The sequence below is a fragment of the Pseudomonas sp. JR33AA genome (assembly GCF_021378985.1).
GTDB classification, from domain to species: Bacteria; Pseudomonadota; Gammaproteobacteria; order Pseudomonadales; family Pseudomonadaceae; genus Aquipseudomonas; species Aquipseudomonas alloputida.
In genome coordinates this window covers 62,508-81,529 of the sequence record NZ_JAJSAW010000012.1, presented here as the reverse complement: position 1 = coordinate 81,529, position 19,022 = coordinate 62,508, and the positions used below count along the sequence as shown (strand labels likewise).

The 19,022-nt window shown below is 62.3% G+C and carries 23 protein-coding genes; 12 read left to right on the top strand and 11 right to left on the bottom strand.

Annotated features, from left to right (window positions below):
- The first annotated feature begins 81 nt into the window (after positions 1-81).
- Both LVS58_RS18715 and LVS58_RS18710 read left to right on the top strand, forming a co-directional pair.
- Positions 82-495, top strand: a complete 414-nt coding sequence (locus tag LVS58_RS18715) for a PA0061/PA0062 family lipoprotein (RefSeq protein ID WP_233692273.1) — start codon at positions 82-84, stop codon at positions 493-495.
- A 55-nt stretch (positions 496-550) separates the two neighbouring features.
- Positions 551-964 (top strand): DUF2057 domain-containing protein, encoded by a 414-nt coding sequence (locus tag LVS58_RS18710; RefSeq protein ID WP_233692272.1) that lies wholly within the window; start codon positions 551-553, stop codon positions 962-964.
- Between the two features lie 35 nt (positions 965-999).
- On the opposite strand, the gene LVS58_RS18705 is transcribed toward LVS58_RS18710, so the two are convergent.
- Positions 1,000-1,233: a DUF1161 domain-containing protein gene (locus LVS58_RS18705; protein WP_003253067.1), complete on the bottom strand. Its 234-nt coding sequence runs from the start codon at positions 1,231-1,233 to the stop codon at positions 1,000-1,002.
- 75 nt (positions 1,234-1,308) lie between these two features.
- The gene (locus LVS58_RS18700; RefSeq protein WP_003253070.1) at positions 1,309-1,734 is read right to left on the bottom strand and encodes an OsmC family protein; all 426 of its coding nucleotides are present in this window, start codon (positions 1,732-1,734) and stop codon (positions 1,309-1,311) included.
- Between the two features lie 152 nt (positions 1,735-1,886).
- On the opposite strand from LVS58_RS18700, the gene LVS58_RS18695 reads away from it, so the two are divergent.
- Positions 1,887-2,891, top strand: coding sequence for an LLM class flavin-dependent oxidoreductase (locus LVS58_RS18695; protein WP_233692271.1), 1,005 nt, complete (start codon positions 1,887-1,889; stop codon positions 2,889-2,891).
- A gap of 69 nt (positions 2,892-2,960) precedes the next feature.
- Here LVS58_RS18695 and LVS58_RS18690 read toward each other — a convergent pair whose 3' ends face one another.
- Together LVS58_RS18690 and LVS58_RS18685 are read right to left on the bottom strand one after the other, a co-directional pair.
- Positions 2,961-3,182: a DUF1161 domain-containing protein gene (locus LVS58_RS18690; protein WP_233692270.1), complete on the bottom strand. Its 222-nt coding sequence runs from the start codon at positions 3,180-3,182 to the stop codon at positions 2,961-2,963.
- Between the two features lie 100 nt (positions 3,183-3,282).
- A complete protein-coding gene (locus LVS58_RS18685) occupies positions 3,283-3,498 on the bottom strand; it encodes a dodecin (RefSeq protein ID WP_056793784.1) in 216 nt (71 codons plus the stop codon).
- A 150-nt stretch (positions 3,499-3,648) separates the two neighbouring features.
- Between LVS58_RS18685 and LVS58_RS18680 the strand changes: the two genes are divergently transcribed.
- Entirely contained in the window at positions 3,649-3,972 is a 324-nt protein-coding gene (locus LVS58_RS18680; RefSeq protein ID WP_112251696.1) for a DUF883 family protein, read from the top strand.
- On the opposite strand, the gene LVS58_RS18675 is transcribed toward LVS58_RS18680, so the two are convergent.
- On the bottom strand, positions 3,969-4,865 hold the full coding sequence (locus LVS58_RS18675; RefSeq protein ID WP_233692269.1) for a LysR family transcriptional regulator: 897 nt from the start codon (positions 4,863-4,865) through the stop codon (positions 3,969-3,971). The genes LVS58_RS18680 and LVS58_RS18675 overlap by 4 nt on opposite strands.
- A 110-nt stretch (positions 4,866-4,975) precedes the next feature.
- On the opposite strand from LVS58_RS18675, the gene trpB reads away from it, so the two are divergent.
- Together trpB and trpA are read left to right on the top strand one after the other, a co-directional pair.
- Entirely contained in the window at positions 4,976-6,193 is a 1,218-nt protein-coding gene (gene trpB, locus LVS58_RS18670) for a tryptophan synthase subunit beta (protein WP_010951489.1), read from the top strand.
- Positions 6,190-6,999 carry a tryptophan synthase subunit alpha gene (trpA, locus tag LVS58_RS18665; protein WP_011953131.1) on the top strand — a complete coding sequence of 270 codons (810 nt, stop codon included), beginning with the start codon at positions 6,190-6,192 and terminating at the stop codon, positions 6,997-6,999. Before trpB ends, trpA begins: the two co-directional genes overlap by 4 nt.
- 110 nt (positions 7,000-7,109) lie before the next feature.
- Here trpA and LVS58_RS18660 read toward each other — a convergent pair whose 3' ends face one another.
- Positions 7,110-7,442, bottom strand: a complete 333-nt coding sequence (locus LVS58_RS18660; RefSeq protein ID WP_003253084.1) for a DOPA 4,5-dioxygenase family protein — start codon at positions 7,440-7,442, stop codon at positions 7,110-7,112.
- A gap of 52 nt (positions 7,443-7,494) precedes the next feature.
- Here LVS58_RS18660 and LVS58_RS18655 point away from each other — a divergent pair, with 52 nt between their 5' ends.
- Positions 7,495-8,112 (top strand): NAD(P)-dependent oxidoreductase, encoded by a 618-nt coding sequence (locus LVS58_RS18655; RefSeq protein WP_233692268.1) that lies wholly within the window; start codon positions 7,495-7,497, stop codon positions 8,110-8,112.
- A 121-nt stretch (positions 8,113-8,233) separates the two neighbouring features.
- Here the strand turns inward: LVS58_RS18655 and LVS58_RS18650 are convergent, their stop codons facing one another.
- Positions 8,234-9,133: a choline sulfate utilization transcriptional regulator gene (locus tag LVS58_RS18650; RefSeq protein ID WP_233692267.1), complete on the bottom strand. Its 900-nt coding sequence runs from the start codon at positions 9,131-9,133 to the stop codon at positions 8,234-8,236.
- A gap of 108 nt (positions 9,134-9,241) precedes the next feature.
- Here LVS58_RS18650 and betC point away from each other — a divergent pair, with 108 nt between their 5' ends.
- From betC to LVS58_RS18635, 3 genes are all read left to right on the top strand, one after another.
- The gene (gene betC / locus LVS58_RS18645; protein ID WP_233692266.1) at positions 9,242-10,759 is read left to right on the top strand and encodes a choline-sulfatase; all 1,518 of its coding nucleotides are present in this window, start codon (positions 9,242-9,244) and stop codon (positions 10,757-10,759) included.
- Positions 10,760-10,773: 14 nt separating this feature from the next.
- The gene (gene choX, locus LVS58_RS18640) at positions 10,774-11,697 is read left to right on the top strand and encodes a choline ABC transporter substrate-binding protein (RefSeq protein ID WP_233692265.1); all 924 of its coding nucleotides are present in this window, start codon (positions 10,774-10,776) and stop codon (positions 11,695-11,697) included.
- A gap of 128 nt (positions 11,698-11,825) precedes the next feature.
- A complete protein-coding gene (locus LVS58_RS18635; protein ID WP_233692264.1) occupies positions 11,826-13,391 on the top strand; it encodes a SulP family inorganic anion transporter in 1,566 nt (521 codons plus the stop codon).
- A 129-nt stretch (positions 13,392-13,520) separates the two neighbouring features.
- On the opposite strand, the gene aroE is transcribed toward LVS58_RS18635, so the two are convergent.
- Positions 13,521-14,345, bottom strand: a complete 825-nt coding sequence (aroE, locus tag LVS58_RS18630; protein WP_233692263.1) for a shikimate dehydrogenase — start codon at positions 14,343-14,345, stop codon at positions 13,521-13,523.
- 25 nt (positions 14,346-14,370) lie between these two features.
- Entirely contained in the window at positions 14,371-15,282 is a 912-nt protein-coding gene (gene hemF / locus LVS58_RS18625; RefSeq protein WP_233692262.1) for an oxygen-dependent coproporphyrinogen oxidase, read from the bottom strand.
- Between the two features lie 134 nt (positions 15,283-15,416).
- On the opposite strand from hemF, the gene LVS58_RS18620 reads away from it, so the two are divergent.
- On the top strand, positions 15,417-16,394 hold the full coding sequence (locus LVS58_RS18620) for an NADPH:quinone reductase (protein ID WP_233692261.1): 978 nt from the start codon (positions 15,417-15,419) through the stop codon (positions 16,392-16,394).
- 164 nt (positions 16,395-16,558) lie between these two features.
- Here LVS58_RS18620 and LVS58_RS18615 read toward each other — a convergent pair whose 3' ends face one another.
- Both LVS58_RS18615 and dprA read right to left on the bottom strand, forming a co-directional pair.
- Entirely contained in the window at positions 16,559-17,116 is a 558-nt protein-coding gene (locus LVS58_RS18615; protein ID WP_015268440.1) for an L-threonylcarbamoyladenylate synthase, read from the bottom strand.
- A 42-nt stretch (positions 17,117-17,158) separates the two neighbouring features.
- The gene (gene dprA / locus LVS58_RS18610) at positions 17,159-18,256 is read right to left on the bottom strand and encodes a DNA-processing protein DprA (protein ID WP_233692260.1); all 1,098 of its coding nucleotides are present in this window, start codon (positions 18,254-18,256) and stop codon (positions 17,159-17,161) included.
- Between the two features lie 206 nt (positions 18,257-18,462).
- Between dprA and def the strand changes: the two genes are divergently transcribed.
- Complete coding sequence (def, locus tag LVS58_RS18605; protein WP_003253111.1) at positions 18,463-18,969, top strand: peptide deformylase; 507 nt, start codon at positions 18,463-18,465, stop codon at positions 18,967-18,969.
- Positions 18,970-19,022: the final 53 nt, after the last annotated feature.

The following is a 19,022-nucleotide window of genomic DNA, read 5'->3' as shown; positions in this document are numbered from 1 at the left end:
AAAAGTCGAAGCATCCGGGACTGTCTGACTCGCTCAAGACCATTTCGCTCCAAGACTATCTCGCCAAGGGGGAGTTTCGCCATGCGTGCATTGTTGGTCGCCGGCTCATTGTTGTTGGTCTCTGCCTGTTCAACATTGCCAGACCCAGACCCGAACCAGGCCTGGATCGATCTCACCCGCTACGACAATACGTCGCTGGACGCCGTGCAGGTAGATGAACGTGACTGGGCTGACAGCCGCTATTTCGAGGTTCAACCCGGCAGCCACGAACTGACCGTGCGTTATCAGTTTCCGGTTAACCCCAGCAATATCGGCCCCGTCGATGAGCCATTGTGGCGCGATTGCCAGGTCAAGCTGACCTTCAAGGACTTCAGCGCCGGGCAGCGTTATCAACTGCAGGCCGGCAGCATTGGCTTCCGCCCCTGGATCAAACTCTATGACCACCAGCAAAAACTGCTGGGTCAAGGGCTGCCGGCGGGTTGCCAGCGCACCTGAACGGCACAAACGGCGCTATGCTTGTTACTTGTAAATCGCAAGTGGGAGTTTTGCCATGCGCCAGCCCATGATGCTGATCGCCCTCAGTGCACTGGGGGCTTGCGCCAGCCCCTTGCCGCCCGTCGACCCTAAGCAGGCCTGGGTCGATCTGTACACCATGACGCCCGGCCGGGTGATCATGGCCGACCGCCTCGACGGCAAGCGCCTGGACGATGGCCGATATTTTCAGGTGACACCGGGCAAGCACGAACTGGTGGTGCGCTTCGATTATGAAATCTACTCGGGCGGCATCATGTCAGAGCCCAGGGACCGAACCTGTTACCTGACCGTACGCTTTGACAACTTCAAGGCCGGCGAACGCTATCGCCTGGAAGCGCGGGCACCGGTAATGGAGCCGCAGGTGCTGCTGTATGACGCCAACCGCAAGGTGGTGGTGAACAAGCCTAGCGAAGTGTTCTGCATACCGTGAATGTGGGGCTGTCTTGCAGCCCCGGGCCTTGGTGCTTATCGATCATTCTTCTGATAGATGATCTTCTTCGTCCCGCCATCGCAGGTCCCGACGACCATGTTCTGGTCCTTGACCTCGCTGTTGGGCACGATCTCCAGCGTATAGGAAGAAACCCCTTGGGCCTGGATCTTGGCCTCGATCTCGGTTTTCAGCTCCTCGCAAGGCTTGACGGCCGCCAGCGCAGACGTGGCGACAAGGGAAGCCAACACAGCGATAGCTACGCGAATCATGGAACGGCTCCTGGAAAGGGCAGTGGCGCTGCCGACGTTCTTTAGACTACAGCAAACCACCACCGTTGCACCGTCTCACCCCACCAACGCCGCATCCAGGCTGATCTTCGCATTCAAAACCTTGGACACCGGGCAGCCTTCCTTCGCCTTGTTGGCAATCTCCAGGAATTGAGCCTCGCTGGCCCCCGGCACCTTGGCCCTGAGCACCAAATGTACAGCGGTAATGGCAAAACCGTCAGCCTGCTTGTCGAGCGTCACCTCTGCAGCCGTGTCGATCCGCTCTGCAGTAAGCCCCGCCTCGCCGAGCATCATGGATAGCGCCATCGAGAAACAACCGGCATGGGCCGCGCCGATCAGTTCTTCGGGATTGGTACCGGGCGTGCCCTCGAACCGTGTGTTGAAGCCATAAGGGTTCTGTTTGAGTGCACCGCTTTCGGTAGAAAGCAGGCCTTTTCCATCCTTCAGGCCACCTTGCCAGATCGCCGATGCTGTCTTTTTCATGATGCCTCCTGGTCACTGGGTTGCTTACCTACGGTTCAGAGGCCTGCCACCTGCCGCAAGTTCAGCGCAATATGATTACAGGCATTGAATCCAACGAATGCGCCCATACAGAATCAAAACGGCCTCTGGCCAATCACTCTTGCGGAGGCTCCATGACGCCGTTGCGTGACCTGAAGATTTCCACCCTGGACCTGGTGCCCGTACGCGCCGACGCTGGCCCCGCGCAATCGCTGCGCAACTCGCTGGACCTGGCGCAGCATGTCGAGCGCTTTGGCTATAACCGCTTCTGGGTGGCCGAGCACCACAACATGGACGGCATCGCCAGTTCGGCGACTGCGGTGCTGATCGGCTACCTGGCCGGTGGGACCTCACGCATTCGCGTGGGCTCTGGCGGGGTGATGCTGCCCAACCATGCGCCACTGGTGATCGCCGAGCAGTTCGGCACCTTGGCCAGCCTGTATCCGGGGCGTATCGACCTTGGCCTGGGCCGTGCGCCGGGGTCGGACCAGATGACGGCCTATGCCCTGCGACGCGACCGCGCTGGCGGCCCGGACGACTTCCCGGACGATGTCGAGGAGCTTTCGCGCTACCTCGGGCCACGCACTGATGATCAAAAAGTGATCGCCGTACCGGGGCACGACACCGACGTACCGATGTGGTTGCTGGGGTCCAGTTTGTTCAGTGCCCAGCTGGCGGGCATGCGCGGCATGCCCTACGCCTTCGCCTCGCATTTCGCGCCACGCTACATGCACGAGGCCATTCGCGTGTACCGCAACCACTTCAGGCCATCGACCACGCTGGACAAGCCCTATGTGATGCTGGGCATCCCCATGGTGGTGGCGCAGACCGACGAGAAGGCCGAATACCTGGCCACCTCGGTCTACCAGCGCATTCTGGCGCTGATTCGCGGCCAGAGCCTGATGCAGAAGCCCCCCGTGGAAAGCATGGATGGGCTGTGGTTGCCCCATGAGCGGGAAACGGTGGCCAGCTTCCTGGGGCTGGCCATGATCGGCAGCCCGCAGAAGGTAAGGGCCAAGGTGGAGGTGCTGCTGGAGCAGACCGGGGCGGACGAGCTGATCTTTACCTGTGACCTGTATGAGCATGCGGACCGGATCCGATCCTATGAACTGCTGGCGCAGGCCCTCAAGACTGAGTGACCTTCTTCGCGGACTCGCCCGCTTCCACAGGACTGTGGGAGCGGGCGAGCTCGCGAAAAAGCAAACGCATCAACCGCGGCGGTACACAATCTCTTTGGTACCCGCCTCGCAGCTACCAATCACCTTGCCGGCCGGCTCGCCCTTGTCGACGATCTCCAGCGTGTAGCCAGTAACCCCTTTTGCATCCAGCTTGGCCGCAATTTCTGCCTTCAGCTCCTCGCACGGCTTGCCCGCTGCCAGCGCACCACCGGCCAAGGTCATCAGGCCCAGCGCAAGAATCAGTTTGTTCATCACTCGCGTTCCTTGTGCAGATGAAATCAGAAGGGGCCCCACCAAGGCGCCCATTTTCTGAATACCTCATCACGCCGGGATCATCCAGCCCGACGTTGTTTCAGCTATTGGCGATACGGAAGCCGACCTTCAGCGTGACCTGGAAGTGCGCTGCTTTGTTGTCGCGGATATGGCCGCGGGTATCGATCACTTCGAACCATTCCAGGTGCTTGATGCTTTTACCGGCTTCGGCCAACGCATTGTTGATCGCCTCTTCGATACTGGTGGGCGAAGACCCGACCAGTTCGATTTTCTTGTAGGTGTGATGATCGGTCATGAGTGCTCTCCATGGGTGACAGTGAGATTCAGCCTAGCAGCGCAGGCCTGGTTTACCTGCGAGCGGCCACTGTCAGCGAAAGTTCGATCGCACTTTCACGTAGCCCAAGGGTCGCAAGTCTTACAGCCCATACTGCAAAGGAGAGTCAACATGCACCGCAACTCGCTGCGTAAAACGTCCCTGGAAAGCATGGAAGCGGAGATCGAGAGCCTTCTGAAAAGCTTGGAAAACCTCAAGCATGATGCGTCGGAAGAGTCCCAGAAGTCGGTGAAGGCAATCCGCAGCAACGCTGAAAGCGCACTGCGTCACTCGCGCAGCCTACTGAGCGATGCGTACGAGGAAGTGAAGCAGCGCACCCGCCAGACCGGCTTAGCCACCCGGGACTACGCCCAGGAACACCCCTACACCACCGCCGGTGTGGCCATTGGTGCGCTGGGCCTGCTGGCGGCCTACCTGCTATGCAAGCGAAACTAAGCGCTTTGCCGCGCAAGTTCCGCTCTTAACCACTGCGCCAACTGCTCGGCGCGCCCGTCTGCGGCGCGCCGTGGCACCCACAATGCCAGCGCCGCCTGGGTAGGTGAAAAGCCCCAAGGCGCACTCAAACGGCCCGCCCGCAGGTCATCGGCGACCAGTGGCTGCGGTGCAATCGCCACGCCCAATCCGGCCACGGCAGCTTCCAGCAAGTAATACAGGTGCTCGAAAGCCTGGCCATAGTGAATGGCCGCCGGGTCCAGGCCCTGTTGCACCGCCCAGGTCGGCCAGGCTTGCGGGCGTGAAGTGGTGTGCAGCAAGGCTTCGCCCAACAGTGCCTTGGCGGGCGCCCCCTGCAAGCGCTGGAAACCCGCGAAATGTGGGCTAAGCACCGGCCCGATGCATTCCTCGGCCAGCACATGCACCTGCATGTCCGCCGGCCACGGAGGCTCGGCATACACCAGCAACGCATCCAGCCCCGGCCGCCGCGGGTCAAGGTCACCCTCACCCGCCGACAAGTGCAAGCGCAGCTCAGGCAAATCCGCCTGTAACCGGCCCAGCCGTGGGATAAACCACCGCGCCAGCAGGCTACCGGAGCAGCCCAGCACGAATGGCGCCTCGCTCACATCACGGCTGAGCTCGGAACAAACGCTGCGCAGCCGGTCGAAGGCCTCACCGCTGGCATCGCGCAGACGCACACCGGCATCTGTGAGTTTGATGCCACGCCCGTCCTTGACGAACAGGGCTACGCCCAGATGCTCCTCAAGCACCTTGATCTGCCGGCTGACAGCACCGTGGGTGACGTGCAGCGCTTCCGCCGCCTGGCTGACGCTGTTGAGCCTGGCTGTAGCCTCGAAGGCGCGCAGGGCATTGAGGGGTGGGAGGTCGTGGGCCATTTTACCTGTGAGTTTTTCTGACAAGTTTACGCAATCTTATCGGTTTTCAGCCGAGCTTGCCGTGGTTAGAGTAAAGCCCATCACTCATTCACTACGCCTTGGAGCGCCCCATGACCCAGTCCCAATACCGCCCCGGCCCCGACGCCAATGGCCTGTTTGGCTCGTTCGGCGGCCGCTACGTGGCCGAAACCCTGATGCCACTGGTGCTGGACCTGGCCCGCGAATACGAAGCGGCCAAGGCAGACCCCAAGTTCCTTGAAGAGCTGGCTTACTTTCAGCGCGACTACATCGGCCGCCCCAACCCGCTGTACTTCGCCGAGCGCCTGACCGAGCATTGCGGCGGGGCGAAGATTTTCTTCAAGCGTGAAGAGCTCAACCATACCGGCGCGCACAAGGTGAACAACTGCATCGGCCAGGTGCTGCTGGCCAAGCGCATGGGCAAGAAGCGCCTGATCGCCGAAACCGGCGCCGGCATGCACGGTGTCGCCACCGCCACTGTCGCCGCGCGCTTCGGCCTGCCTTGCGTGATCTACATGGGCGCCACCGACATCGAGCGCCAGCAGGCGAACGTGTTCCGCATGAAGCTGCTGGGCGCCGAGATCGTACCGGTTACCGCCGGCACCGGCACCCTGAAGGACGCCATGAACGAAGCCCTGCGTGATTGGGTTACCAACGTCGAAGACACCTTCTACCTGATCGGCACCGTGGCTGGCCCACACCCGTACCCCGCCATGGTCCGCGATTTCCAGTCGATCATCGGTAAAGAGACCCGTGCCCAGTTGCAAGAGAAGGAAGGCCGTCTGCCAGACAGCCTGGTTGCCTGCGTCGGCGGCGGCTCCAATGCCATGGGCCTGTTCCATGAATTCCTCGAAGAGCCAAGCGTGCAGATCATCGGCGTTGAAGCCGGTGGCCACGGCGTACACACCGACAAGCACGCCGCCAGCCTGAACGGCGGCGTACCGGGCGTGTTGCACGGCAACCGCACCTACCTGTTGCAGGACCAGGACGGCCAGATCACCGATGCCCACTCGATTTCCGCAGGCCTGGACTACCCGGGCATCGGCCCGGAGCACGCCTATCTGCATGAAGTGAAGCGCGTCGAGTACGTCAGCATCACCGACGACGAAGCATTGGATGCGTTCCACGCAACCTGCCGTCTGGAAGGCATCATTCCAGCCCTGGAAAGCTCCCACGCCTTGGCCGAAGCGATCAAGCGCGCACCGAAGCTGCCCAAGGACCACCTGATGGTCGTGTGCCTGTCGGGCCGCGGCGACAAAGACATGCAAACCGTCATGAACCACATGGCCGCCCAGGAGAAACAGGCATGAGCCGTCTTGAACAACGCTTCGCCGAGCTGAAGGCCGAAGGCCGCTCGGCACTGGTCACCTTCGTCACAGCTGGCGACCCGGGCTACGACGCCTCGTTGCAGATCCTCAAGGGCCTGCCGGCCGCTGGCGCCGACGTGATCGAGTTGGGCATGCCGTTCACCGACCCGATGGCCGATGGCGTGGCCATCCAGCTGGCCACCCTGCGCGCCCTTGAAGCTGGCCAGACCTTGGCCAAGACCCTGCAGATGGTTCGCGAATTCCGTGTGGATAACCAGACCACGCCGATCGTGCTGATGGGTTACTACAACCCTATTCACCGTTTTGGCGTGGACACGTTCGTGGCTGAAGCCAAGGCAGCGGGCGTCGATGGCCTGATCATCGTCGACCTTCCGCCAGAGCACGACGCCGAACTGGCTACCCCGGCCCAGGCCGCAGGCATCGACTTCATCCGCCTGACCACCCCGACCACCGACGACGCGCGCCTGCCGCGCGTGCTGGAGCGCAGCTCCGGGTTCGTCTACTACGTGTCGGTGGCTGGTGTGACCGGTGCCGGTTCGGCGACCACCGAGCATGTGACCGAAGCCATTGCCCGCCTGCGTCGGCATACCGATCTGCCGATCAGCGTTGGCTTCGGCATTCGCACGCCGGAACAGGCTGCGAATATTGCCCGCCTGGCCGATGGCGTGGTGGTGGGCTCGGCACTGGTCGACAAGATCGCCCAGGCCAAGAGTGCCGATCAGGCGGTGACCGATGTATTGAGCCTGTGCTCGGCATTGGCTGAAGGGGTGCGTGGCGCACGCCGCTAAATCGCCTTGTCTGCTTCGCGGGTAAACCCGCTCCTACGGTGCCAACGCCACCCTCTGGCTCTGCGACATCATTGTAGGAGCGGGTTCACCCGCGAAGAGGCCAGCACAGGCTAGCCCCCAAAAATCGACAGATTCAATGGCCGCACGGCCCCCATCCAGATCGCATGATCCCGGTGATCCGCCAGTTCATCCCCGGTTTCCGGGTGCATGAATACCACCAGGCCCTTGCGGTACAGCGCCAGCCAAGGCAAAACCACCCCCACCACTTCGGGCCCGAACGCCAACTGGCAACTCCAGTCCGGGTGCGGCCCAACCGGTTTCTGGTGCATGCGCCCCATGGTCACGGGGAACAGCCGCGCCGCTTCCTCGCACAGTTCCCGGGCCTGCTCCATGGTGGCTGCGTCGTAATAGACATGAGCGTGGTAACCCTTGATCCTCTGCACGATAACTCCTGATTGCGGTCCAACCATCACTACCTGCTACGGGAGTGATGCAGTGAAAAACGCCGAAACCCCAGTATTCAAACTGGTCCTGTTCGGGCCTGAAAGCAGCCTGGGCAATGCCCTGATGGTCGAGCTGCTGTCGCGCCAACACGAAGTCACCGCCGTGGTCGACGACCTCAACCGCCATTCGCCGCGACCGGGCCTGCACTTCAAGATAGGAGGGCTGGGTGATGCCGACCAGGCGGAGCAGGGCGCAGCGGGCGGCTCGGCGGTGATCGCCTTGTTACCAGCGCTGGCGCCGGATGACCTGCCGGGGCAGGCACGCCTGAGCGAGGCGCTGGTGGCAGGGCTTGCGCGTACGACTATACGCCGACTGCTGCTTGTGGGCGATTTCGATGTGCTGGATGAGCCGAGCAAGTACAGCGATGTGGAGCGGGAATGCGTGGCCCAGGTGGTTGATGGGTTGCAGCGCAGTGCGTTGCACTGGACGTTGATCAATGCACCGCAGGAACTGGCCGGGTTGGGCATGGAGCACTTTCGCAATACCGAAGGGACGCTGGAGTCTGGGCTGGCTGAGCCGTTGCGGCGCTTGGCCAGGATCGCAGCGGGGATGGTGGACATGCTGGAGCTGGACTTGCACCGGGGCGAACATCTGAACTTCGTGGACTAGATCGCCGGGGCTGCTGCACAGCCCATCGCGACGCAAGGCCGCTCCCACATGGGCCGGCGTGCGCAGTGCCTTTGTGGGAGCGGCCTTGTGTCGCGATGGGCCGCAAAGCGGCCTCAACATCTCAAAGGCTGCGCTCCTGCTCTAACCAGTTCACGAACCGCTCGATCAATGCCCCACGCCGCTTGCGCGGTGGCAACACCGCGTAATAACCGCGTTGCGAACGCAAACTCCCCGCCAGCGGCCGGCACAGCAACCCTTGCTCCACCAGCCCATCCACCAGGTGCCCCCAGCCAATCGCCACCCCTTGCCCGGCAATCGCTGCCTGAATCAGCAAGGTATAGTTATCGAACCGCAACTGCCCCGCTGGCGGTGGGCTGTCCACACCAAACCCACGAAACACCCCCGCCCAGTCAAACCAACGGCTGGCCTGCTCGCCCTTCAGATGCAGCAACGGCAATCTTTGCAAAGCCACGGCCGACGTGGGTTTGCCATGAATCAGCCGAGGGCTGCATACCGGAAAAACCTCTTCATCGAACAGCCAGCGACTTTCGCCCTGATGAAAACGCCCGTCACCAAACAGCACCGCCACATCGATATCCGGGCGTAACATGCCCTGGCTGCGCTCCCCGGTCACCAGGCTTACGTCCACCTGTGGATAAGCCTCGTGAAAGCGCTGCAACCGTGGCATCAGCCAGAACGCCGCAAAGGCAAAATCAGTGGCCACCTGCAACACCTCGCGCTGGCCCCCGCCACTGGCCTGGGCAATACCATCGTCCATGGCCTGCAGGCCCTGATGAACTTGCTCGAATAACAGCTGGCCGGCTTCGGTCAGTTCGATACCCCGGTAAATACGGTCGAACAGGCGCGTCCCCAGCTGCGCCTCCAGCCGTTTAACCTGCTGGCTGACCGCCGGCTGAGTGGTGCCCAGCTCCAGCGCCGCCGCAGTGAAGCCGCGCAAACGCGCAGCGGCCTCGAACACGCGCAAGGTATCCAGCGACAACCCGGCAAGGTGGTCAAACATAAGCTTGGCTAATCCCAGTCATTGCCCGGCGTGGGCTTTACCCATGTTATCCACAGTCGCATCTTGGTAGGCAAGCGGTTCGCATAACCCTCAACGATGGAAGCCACAATGACGCGTCCGAATATCCTGTTCATCATGGCCGACCAGATGGCCGCGCCCTTGCTGCCGATCTACGGCCCTTCGCCCATCAAAATGCCCCACCTTGGCCGCCTGGCCGAGCAAGCCGTGGTGTTCGACTCAGCCTACTGCAACAGCCCGCTGTGTGCGCCGTCACGCTTCACCCTGGTCAGCGGTCAGTTGCCCAGCCGCATTGGCGCCTACGATAACGCAGCCGACTTCCCTGCCGATGTGCCGACCTACGCCCATTACCTGCGTCGCCTGGGCTACCGCACCGCGCTGTCTGGCAAGATGCACTTCTGCGGTCCGGACCAGTTGCACGGCTATGAAGAACGCCTGACCAGCGACATCTACCCGGCCGACTACGGTTGGGCGGTGAACTGGGACGAACCCGATGTGCGCCCAAGCTGGTACCACAACATGTCCTCGGTGCTGCAGGCCGGTCCGTGCGTGCGCACCAATCAGCTGGATTTCGACGAGGAGGTGGTGTTCAAGGCGCGCCAGTACCTGTACGACCATGTGCGCGAAAACGATGGCCGGCCCTTTTGCCTTACCGTTTCGATGACGCACCCGCACGACCCGTACACCATCCCCAGGCGCTACTGGGACCGCTACGAAGGTGTGGATATCCCCATGCCCCGCGCCGAGTTCAGCCAGGCAGAACTCGACCCGCACTCGCAGCGCCTGCTGAAAGTCTACGACCTGTGGAACAAGCCACTGCCTGTGGACAAGATTCGCGACGCCCGCCGCGCCTACTTCGGCGCCTGCAGCTATATCGATGACAACATCGGCCAATTGCTGCAGACCCTGGAGGAATGCAACCTGGCCGATGACACACTGATCGTGTTTTCCGGCGACCACGGCGACATGCTTGGCGAGCGTGGCCTCTGGTACAAAATGCACTGGTTCGAAATGTCGGCGCGGGTGCCGCTGCTGATCCATGCGCCGAAGCACTTTACAGCGGGCCGGGTCACGGCCTCAGTGTCGACCTGCGACCTGTTGCCAACCTTGGTCGAATTGGCTGGCGGCGCTGTGGATAAAGACCTGCATCTGGACGGCCGCTCACTGCTGGGCCACCTGCAAGGGCAGGGCGGTCACGACGAGGTGATCGGCGAGTATATGGCCGAAGGCACCGTCGGCCCGCTGATGATGATCCGCCGCGGGCCCTACAAGTTCGTGTACAGCGAAGACGACCCATGCCTACTCTATGACCTGAGCCGCGACCCGCACGAGCGGGAGAATCTCACCGGCAGCCCGGACCACCAGGTGCTGCTGCAGGCATTTGTCGAGGAAGCCCAACAGCGCTGGGACATCCCCAGCCTGCGCCAGCAGGTGCTGGCCAGCCAGCGCCGCCGCCGGCTGGTGGCCGAAGCGCTGGCCACCGGCAAGCTGAAAAGCTGGGATCACCAACCACTGGTGGACGCCAGCCAACAGTACATGCGCAACCACATCGATCTCGATGACCTCGAGCGCAAGGCACGTTATCCACAGCCCGCCCCCATGGATTGAGAAGAGAGGCCGCCATGCACAAGTTCTCCGCCGCCGTGTTCGTCCTGGCCCTGGGCGCTACCACGGCCCACGCCGCAGACAACGATGCGCAATGCAGTACCGTAAAAATGGCCGACCCCGGCTGGAGTGACATTGCCTCGACCAATGCCGTGGCACGTCTGTTACTGGAAAGCCTGGGTTACCAGGTGAAGATCGACAGCCTGGCCGTACCGATCATCTACGGCGGCCTCAAGGATGGCCAGGTCGACGCCTTCCTCGGTAACTGGATGCCGGCACATCAAGGCTTCCATGACAAGTTCATCACCAACGGCGATGTGCAGCAGCTGTCGCGCAACCTGGAGGGAACCGAATTCACCCTCGCAGTGCCCGACTATGTGTGGAATGCCGGGGTGAAGGACTTCGCTGACCTGCAAAAACACGCCGAGCAGTTCGACAAGAAGCTGTACGGAATCGGCTCCGGCGCCCCGGCCAACCTGTCGCTCAAGAAAATCATCGAAGAGAATGAATTCAACCTCGGCCAGTGGAAGCTGGTGGAGTCCAGCGAGCAGGCGATGCTGGCCCAGGTCGACCGGGCGGTGAAGAAGCAGCAATTCATCACCTTCCTTGGCTGGACCCCGCACCCGATGAACGTGAAACTGAAAATGCATTACCTGACCGGTGGGGAAAAATGGTTCGGCAGCAAAGGCGAGGTATACACGCTGACCCGCAAGGGTTATCCACAAGCCTGCCCAAATGCGGCGAAGCTGCTAGGTAACCTCAAGTTCACACTGGACATGGAAAACAGCATCATGGCAGAGGTGGTGGACAAGAAGATCAGCTTCGATGAAGCGGCCAAGGCCTGGGTGAAAGCGCATCCTGAACGGTTGGAGGGGTGGTTGGCCGGGGTTACCACCAAGGCCGATGAAGATGCCATGGAGGCCGTCAAAGCCAAACTGTAATCTCAGACACGACGCGCCGCTTGTAGGAGCGGGTTTACCCGCGAATGCTACAGTGAATGTACCGCCGTATTCGCGGGTAAACCCACTCCTACAAGGGGACAGTGGACCTTCGGAAATGTGAATATCTCATGCATCGCATCATCCACCTGCTGCCCTTTCTCAACTGGCTTCCCCGCCAATCGGGCCGCAGCCTGCGCCAGGACCTGCTGGTAGGCCTGAGCGGCGCCATCCTCGCCCTGCCGCAATCTATCGCCTACGCCCTGATTGCCGGCCTGCCCGCCGAATACGGGCTTTACGCCGCCATCGTGCCGGTACTGATCGCCTGCCTGTGGGGCTCTTCCTGGCACCTGATCTGCGGCCCGACCGCCGCCATCTCCATCGTGCTCTACGCCAGTATCAGCCCACTGGCCGTGGCCGGTAGCGCTGACTACATCACGCTGGTGTTGCTACTCACCTTCCTCGGCGGCATTTTCCAGCTGCTGCTCGGGCTTTTGCGCTTTGGCGCACTGGTCAACTTCGTCTCTCATTCAGTAGTGCTCGGTTTCACGTTGGGTGCCGCCATCGTCATTGCCTTGGGCCAGCTACCCAACCTGCTGGGCATGGCCCTGCCCAGCCAGGCGACAGCGCTGAAGACCGTGCAGGACCTGGCCAGCCATGCAGGCGAGGTCGACCTGCCTTCCTTGCTGCTGGGCCTGGCCACCGTAGTGATCGGCGTGGCCTTCAGGCTCTGGCGCCCACGCTGGCCGAGCCTGTTGATAAGCCTGATCCTGGTCAGCTTGCTGGCCTGGCTGTTGCCGGGCTTCTTTGGCCATGTGCCGCGAGTGGCAGCGTTCACCGGGCAACTCCCGCCTTTCAGCCCGCTGCCTTTGCTGGACGTGGAGCTGATGCTGCATCTGCTGCCCAGTGCCGTGGCGGTAGGCATGCTGGGGTTGGTCACCAGCCTGTCGATTGCTCGCTCGTTGTCGGCACGTTCAGAACAACTGATTGACCCAGACCAGGAAATACGCGCACAGGGCCTGTCGAATATTGCCGGTGCATTTTTCTCTGGCTACTTGTCTGCCGGTTCCTTTACCCGCTCGGGCCTGAGCTACGAGGCGGGCGCCCGGTCACCCATGGCCGGGGTGTTTTCAGCGCTGTGGGTGGCGTTGTTCGCGGTGACCGGCGCCGGCCTGATCGCGCATCTGCCGATACCAGCCATGGCCGGCAGCATTCTGCTGATCTGCTGGGGGTTGGTGGACCACCGAGGGATCCGTGCATTGTTCCGGGTCAGCCGCTCGGAGTTTCTGGTGATGGCGCTGACGGCTGCAGCGACATTGCTGCTGGAGCTGCAGACGGCCATCTATGCCGGCGTGCTGGCTTCGCTGTTCTTCTATTTGAAGCGCACCTCACGACCACGGATTCAACAAAGCCGTGAAGGGGACGCGGATGTATTGCGGGTAGGTGGGTCGATTTTCTTTGGTGCGGCGCATTACCTGCAGGTGCGCCTGCAGCGCTGCCAAGGGCCACATGTAGTGATCGATGCCCGGCAGGTGAATTTTATCGATTACTCGGGTGTGGATATGTTGCACCGTGAGGCGCGGCGGTTACGGCGATTGGGGGGGAGTTTGACCTTGCACCGGGCCAGACCCCAAGTGATCGAGGAATTGCAGAAGCTGGAAGGGGTGGAGTTGTGCCCGATCCGGTTTGAGGAATGAGGATAAGATCCTGGGGCTGCTTTGCAGCCCATTGCGACACAAGGCCGCTCACACAGAGGATCGGCGTGCGACGTCCTTTGTGGGAGCGGCCTTGCGTCGCGATAGGGCCGCAAAGCGGCCCCGGCAATCTCAGCCCCGAGCGAGTTGCCGGCGCAGCTCGGCCAACACCGGCGCCGTATCCGGCCTCACGCCACGCCAGATGAAGAAGGCTTCAGCCGCCTGCTCAGCCAGCATCCCCAACCCATCCAGTACCTTGGCAGCCCCCAGCTTGGTAGCCCACTGGCAAAACGGCGTCGGCTCCTTGCCATACATCATGTCGTAGCAAACCGTACGGCCCGCCTCGACCAGGCTGTCGGCAATCGGTGGCAATTCCCCTGCCAGGCTCGCCGAGGTGGCGTTGATGATCACATCCACAGGTTCCTGCAACCAGGCAAACCCGCTGGCCACCACCGGCCCCAGTTCATCGAACTCGCGCGCCAGCTGCTCGGCCTTTTCCACGGTACGGTTGGCAATCACCAGCGACTGCGGCTTTTGCGCCAGAATAGGCTCCAGCACGCCGCGCACGGCGCCACCGGCACCGAGGATGAGAATGCGCTTGCCAGCCAGCTCGACCCCGGCATTCACCGTGAGGTCGCGCACCAGGCCAGCACCGTCGGTGTTGTCGCCCTGCAGGGTGCCGTCAGCCAGCTTGCTCAGCGTGTTCACTGCGCCAGCGCGCTGGGCACGCGGGGTCAGGCTGTCGCACAGGCGATAGGCCTCTTCCTTGAACGGCACGGTGACGTTGCCGCCACTGCCTTGCTTGAAGAAGCCGCGCGCGCAGTCGCTGAACTCGTCCAACGGCGCCAGCAGCGTGGCATATTCCAGGTCCTGACCGGTCTGCTCGGCGAACAGGCGGTGGATCAGCGGCGACTTGCTGTGGCCGATGGGGTTACCAAAAACGACGTACTGGTCCATGACGGCTCCTTGTTTATCCACAGGCTTACTGGCCGAGCCAGTCGCGGTCCTGCAGGAAGTACTCTGTCAGGCGCGCTTCTTCACTGCCGGGCGCGGCCTTCCAGTCATAGCCCCAACGCACCTGCGGTGGCAGCGACATGAGGATGGATTCGGTGCGGCCACCGGACTGCAAGCCGAACAGGGTGCCACGGTCGTAGACCAGGTTGAACTCCACGTACCGGCCACGGCGGTATTCCTGGAACTCACGCTGCTGCGGTGTGTAAGGCGTGTCTTTGCGACGCTGGACGATCGGCAGGTAGGCGTTGACGTAGGCATCGCCAATGGCGCGGATAAAGGCGAAGCACGTGTCAAAGTCCCACTCGTTCAGGTCATCGAAGAACAAGCCGCCGATACCGCGTGGCTCACCACGGTGCTTGAGGTGGAAGTAGCGATCGCACCAGGCCTTATAGCGTGGGTACACATCGGCGCCAAACGGCGCGCACGCCTGCTCGGCCACTCGGTGCCAGTGAATGCAGTCTTCTTCGTTGCCATAGTATGGCGTCAGGTCAAAGCCGCCGCCGAACCACCATACGGCCTCTTCACCTTCCTTTTCGGCGATGAAGAAGCGAACGTTGGCGTGGGAAGTGGGCACATGCGGGTTGTGCGGGTGTATCACCAGCGACACGCCCAAGGCTTCGAAGCCACGGCCTGCCAGTTCTGGGCGGTGGGCGCTGGCCGACGGCGGCAGGCCGGCACCAAACACATGGGAGAAATTGACCCCGCCTTTTTCGATCACGTTGCCTTCACCGATGACCCGCGTGCGGCCCCCGCCACCGGCTTCGCGCACCCAGGCGTCCTCGACGAAGCGGGCACCGCCGTCTTCTGTTTCGAGGGCAGAGCAGATGCGGTCTTGCAGGTCGAGCAGGTAGGCTTTCACGGCCTCGGTGCGGCTAGTCATCGGGTCACCAGGAGCGGGCAGGGAAGAATATTCGCCGCGTAGCATAACACCGCCAGCGCGCGCCGCAGTTGACGAGGACCAAGCAAAGGCGTCCGATAGAAGGCCTTTCCCGATCCCGACTACAGGAGTGCGAGATGGCCAAGCGTATCCAGTTCAGCCAGCATGGCGGCCCGGAAGTGCTGCAGTTTGTGGAATTCGAACCCACCCAGCCCGGGCCACAGCAGGTGCGTGTGCGTAACCATGCGATCGGCCTGAACTTCATCGACACCTACTTCCGAAGCGGGCTGTATGCGCCGCCGTCCCTGCCCTCTGGTCTGGGTACCGAGGCGGCAGGGGTGGTAGAGGCCGTGGGCGAGGGAGTGACCCGCCTGAAGGTGGGTGACCGCGTGGCCCATGCCGGTGGCCCGCTGGGCGCGTACAGCGAGGTGCATACGCTGCCGGAGGCCAACCTGGTCAAGCTGCCCGACAACATCAGCTTCGAGCAGGCGGCAGCGGTGATGCTCAAGGGTTTGACCGTACAGTACCTGCTGAAGCAGACCTATGAGGTGAAGGCGGGTGATGTGATCCTGTTCCATGCCGCCGCCGGTGGTGTAGGGTCGCTGGCCTGCCAATGGGCCAAAGCCCTGGGCGCCAAGCTGATCGGCACCGTGAGCTCTGCAGAGAAGGCCGAGCGGGCCAAGGCGCTGGGGGCATGGGAAACCATCGACTACAGCCACGAAGATGTGGCCAAGCGGGTACTGGAACTGACCGACGGCAAGAAATGCCCGGTGGTGTATGACGGCGTGGGTGCCGATACCTGGCTCACCTCGCTGGACTGCCTGCAGCCACGCGGGTTGATGGTGAGCTTTGGCAACGCTTCCGGTGCGGTGAGCGGGGTGAACCTGGGGATCCTGGCGCAGAAGGGCTCGCTGTATGTCACCCGGCCGACCTTGGCCACCTATGCCAACAATGCCGAGAACACCCAGGCCATGGCCGATGACCTGTTTGCGATGATTGCGAGCGGGAAGCTGGTTGTGGATATCCAGCAGCGGTATCCACTGAGCGAGGCGGCCAAGGCGCAGGCAGAGCTGTCGGCTCGGCGGACTGTCGGGTCTACTGTTTTGTTGCCTTGATCGGCAGAACAACGCGTTAGGGTTGGTAGGTGCTTGCCCTGGTTTTTGTGGTGTTGCGTAAATCGAGCGCCGCGCGGGCGGCGCTCGATCTCACAGGCGCCTCAGACCTCGAGGCATGCACCTCTAGGCGGCACAAGATCGCCCGCCAGGCCTGTGGATAGTTATCAGCCCGGCCGAACGACCTCGCCAGTAGCCAGATTCCGAATCACACTCGGGTTCTTCCGCCCGCCCAGCGCGCCGCCAAGCACCAGGTCCAACTGGCCGTGGAAGTATTGCTCCACCCGCAACCGGGTCTTCGCCGCCGGGCGCCCGCCGGGGTTGCACGAGGTGGAAATCAGCGGCCCCACCAGCGCGCACAGTTCACGCACTACCGGGTGGTCACTGACGCGCAGCGCCACCGTGTCATGCTGCCCGGTCACCCACTCGGGCAACAGGTCCTGGTGCGGCACCAGCCAGGTGTTCGGCCCCGGCCAGGTGCTGCCCATGCGGTCGATCCAGTCCTCGGGGAAGTCCTCGAACAGGAAGTCGAACTGACGGATATTGTCAGCGACCAGAATCAGCCCTTTATCCACAGGACGCGACTTCAGCGCCAGCAGGCGATACACCGCGTCCTCGTTCCATGGGTCGCAGCCCAGGCCCCAGACCGCTTCCGTCGGGTAGGCGATCACCGCGCCCGCCCGGATCTCACGTGCGGCTTGTTGCACACGAAAACTGCTCACCATTGCTGTTTCTCCGCCTGAATACCTTGCTTGTGCGCAGTGTACTTAGCCCGCGCGGGCAAACCAACGCCCGGCTTCATTGCTTACCCGGCCTTCCAGCTCCAGCTCGGTCAACTGCGCCAGCACGTCGGCCAGCGGCTGCTCGCTGCAGTGGGCCAGGCTTTCACTGGTCTGGGGTGCGGCATGCAGCAGGGCGAGCAGAGGGTGGTCGAACCTGTCCACAACCGCAGGCGGCAGGTTCTGCCAACCCTGCAAGCTTTCCAGGATCTGCTCCACCGTTTCCACCAGCAGCGCCCCATCACGAATCAGCTGGTGACAGCCCTTGGCCCCGGGGTGATGAATGGAGCCCGGAATGGCGTACACCTCGCGGCCTTGCTCCGCCGCCAGGCGCGCCGTGATCAGCGAGCCGCTGGCGAGGCTCGCCTCGACCACCAGTACACCGAGCGACAGGCCACTGATGATGCGGTTGCGCCGTGGAAAGTTGCCCGGCAGCGGCCCGGCATCCAGGGGATACTCGGAAACCAGCGCGCTGCCGTTGTCGATCATCGCCTGCGCAAGGTCCCGATGGCGCTGTGGATAAAGTTTTTGCAACCCTGTACCGAGCACGGCAATCGTGCCGCCGCCAGCCTGCAACGCGGCCCGATGAGCGGCACCGTCGACACCTACCGCCAGCCCGCTGGTGATGATGAAACCAGCCTGCGCGAGGTAGCGGGAAAATGCCCGGGCAGTGTCGAGCGCGGGGGGTGTGGCACGTCTGCTGCCCACGATGGCCAGCTGAGGGCGGTCGAGTAACGCGGGTTCACCGGCAACGAAGAGCAGTGGCGGGGCATCGTCGATTTCTGCCAGCAAGGCAGGGTAGCCAGGGCCGTCCCACATCAGCAAATGCTGGCCGGGGCGCTCTAACCAGGCCATTGCGGCCAGTGCGCCATCGCGTACCTCGGCACTGCGCCGGGCATCGATGGTAGCTTGTGGGATGCCCAACGCTCGCCAGGCCGAAGCGGGAGCAGTGAGCGCGGAGGAGGCACTTCCGAAGGCTTCGAGCAACGTTCGAAAGCGCCGCAATCCAGCCTCGGGGAGGCGATGCAGGCGTAGGCGAGCTTCCAGTTCGGCAGGCGGGCAGGGCGACGAATGGTGACTGGGCATTGAGATCATCCTTGATCGAAACAGGGCCATTTACGTGGTACAAACTGTGGATAACTCTGTGAGTAACACTTTGAAAAGCTGTCCATTGCATGGGGGCTATCAAGCCCATAGTCACCCTAGACGAGCTTGCCAGGTGCCGAAATCCCCGTTTCCCTTTATTATGTGTGCTCAGTTTTCAACCGAACGCACAGTGACTGCCTGACCTTATGGCCATCTTGAACATTCTCGAATTCCCGGACCCGCGCCTGCGCACCCTCGCCAAACCGGTGACGGAGTTCGACGACGCCCTGCGTCAGCTGATCGACGACATGTTTGAAACCATGTACGAAGCCCCTGGCATCGGCCTGGCCGCTACCCAGGTGAACGTGCACAAGCAGGTTGTGGTCATGGACCTCAGCGAAGACCGCAGCGAACCACGCGTCTTCATCAACCCGTCGGTCGAAGAGCTGACCCATGACATGGGCCAGTACCAGGAGGGCTGCCTGTCGGTACCGGGCTTCTACGAGAACGTCGACCGCCCGCTGCGTGTCCGGGTCAAGGCCCAGGACCGCGACGGCAAGCCGTTCGAACTGGAATGCGAAGGCCTGCTGGCGGTGTGCGTACAGCACGAATTCGATCACCTCAACGGCAAGCTGTTCGTCGACTACCTGTCGCAGCTCAAGCGCGACCGGATCAAGAAGAAGCTGGAAAAGCAGCACCGCCAGCAAGCCTGATCCCCACCTTCCTGAAGGCTTGCTCCGGCAAGCCTTTTTCTTTTTTGAAGCGA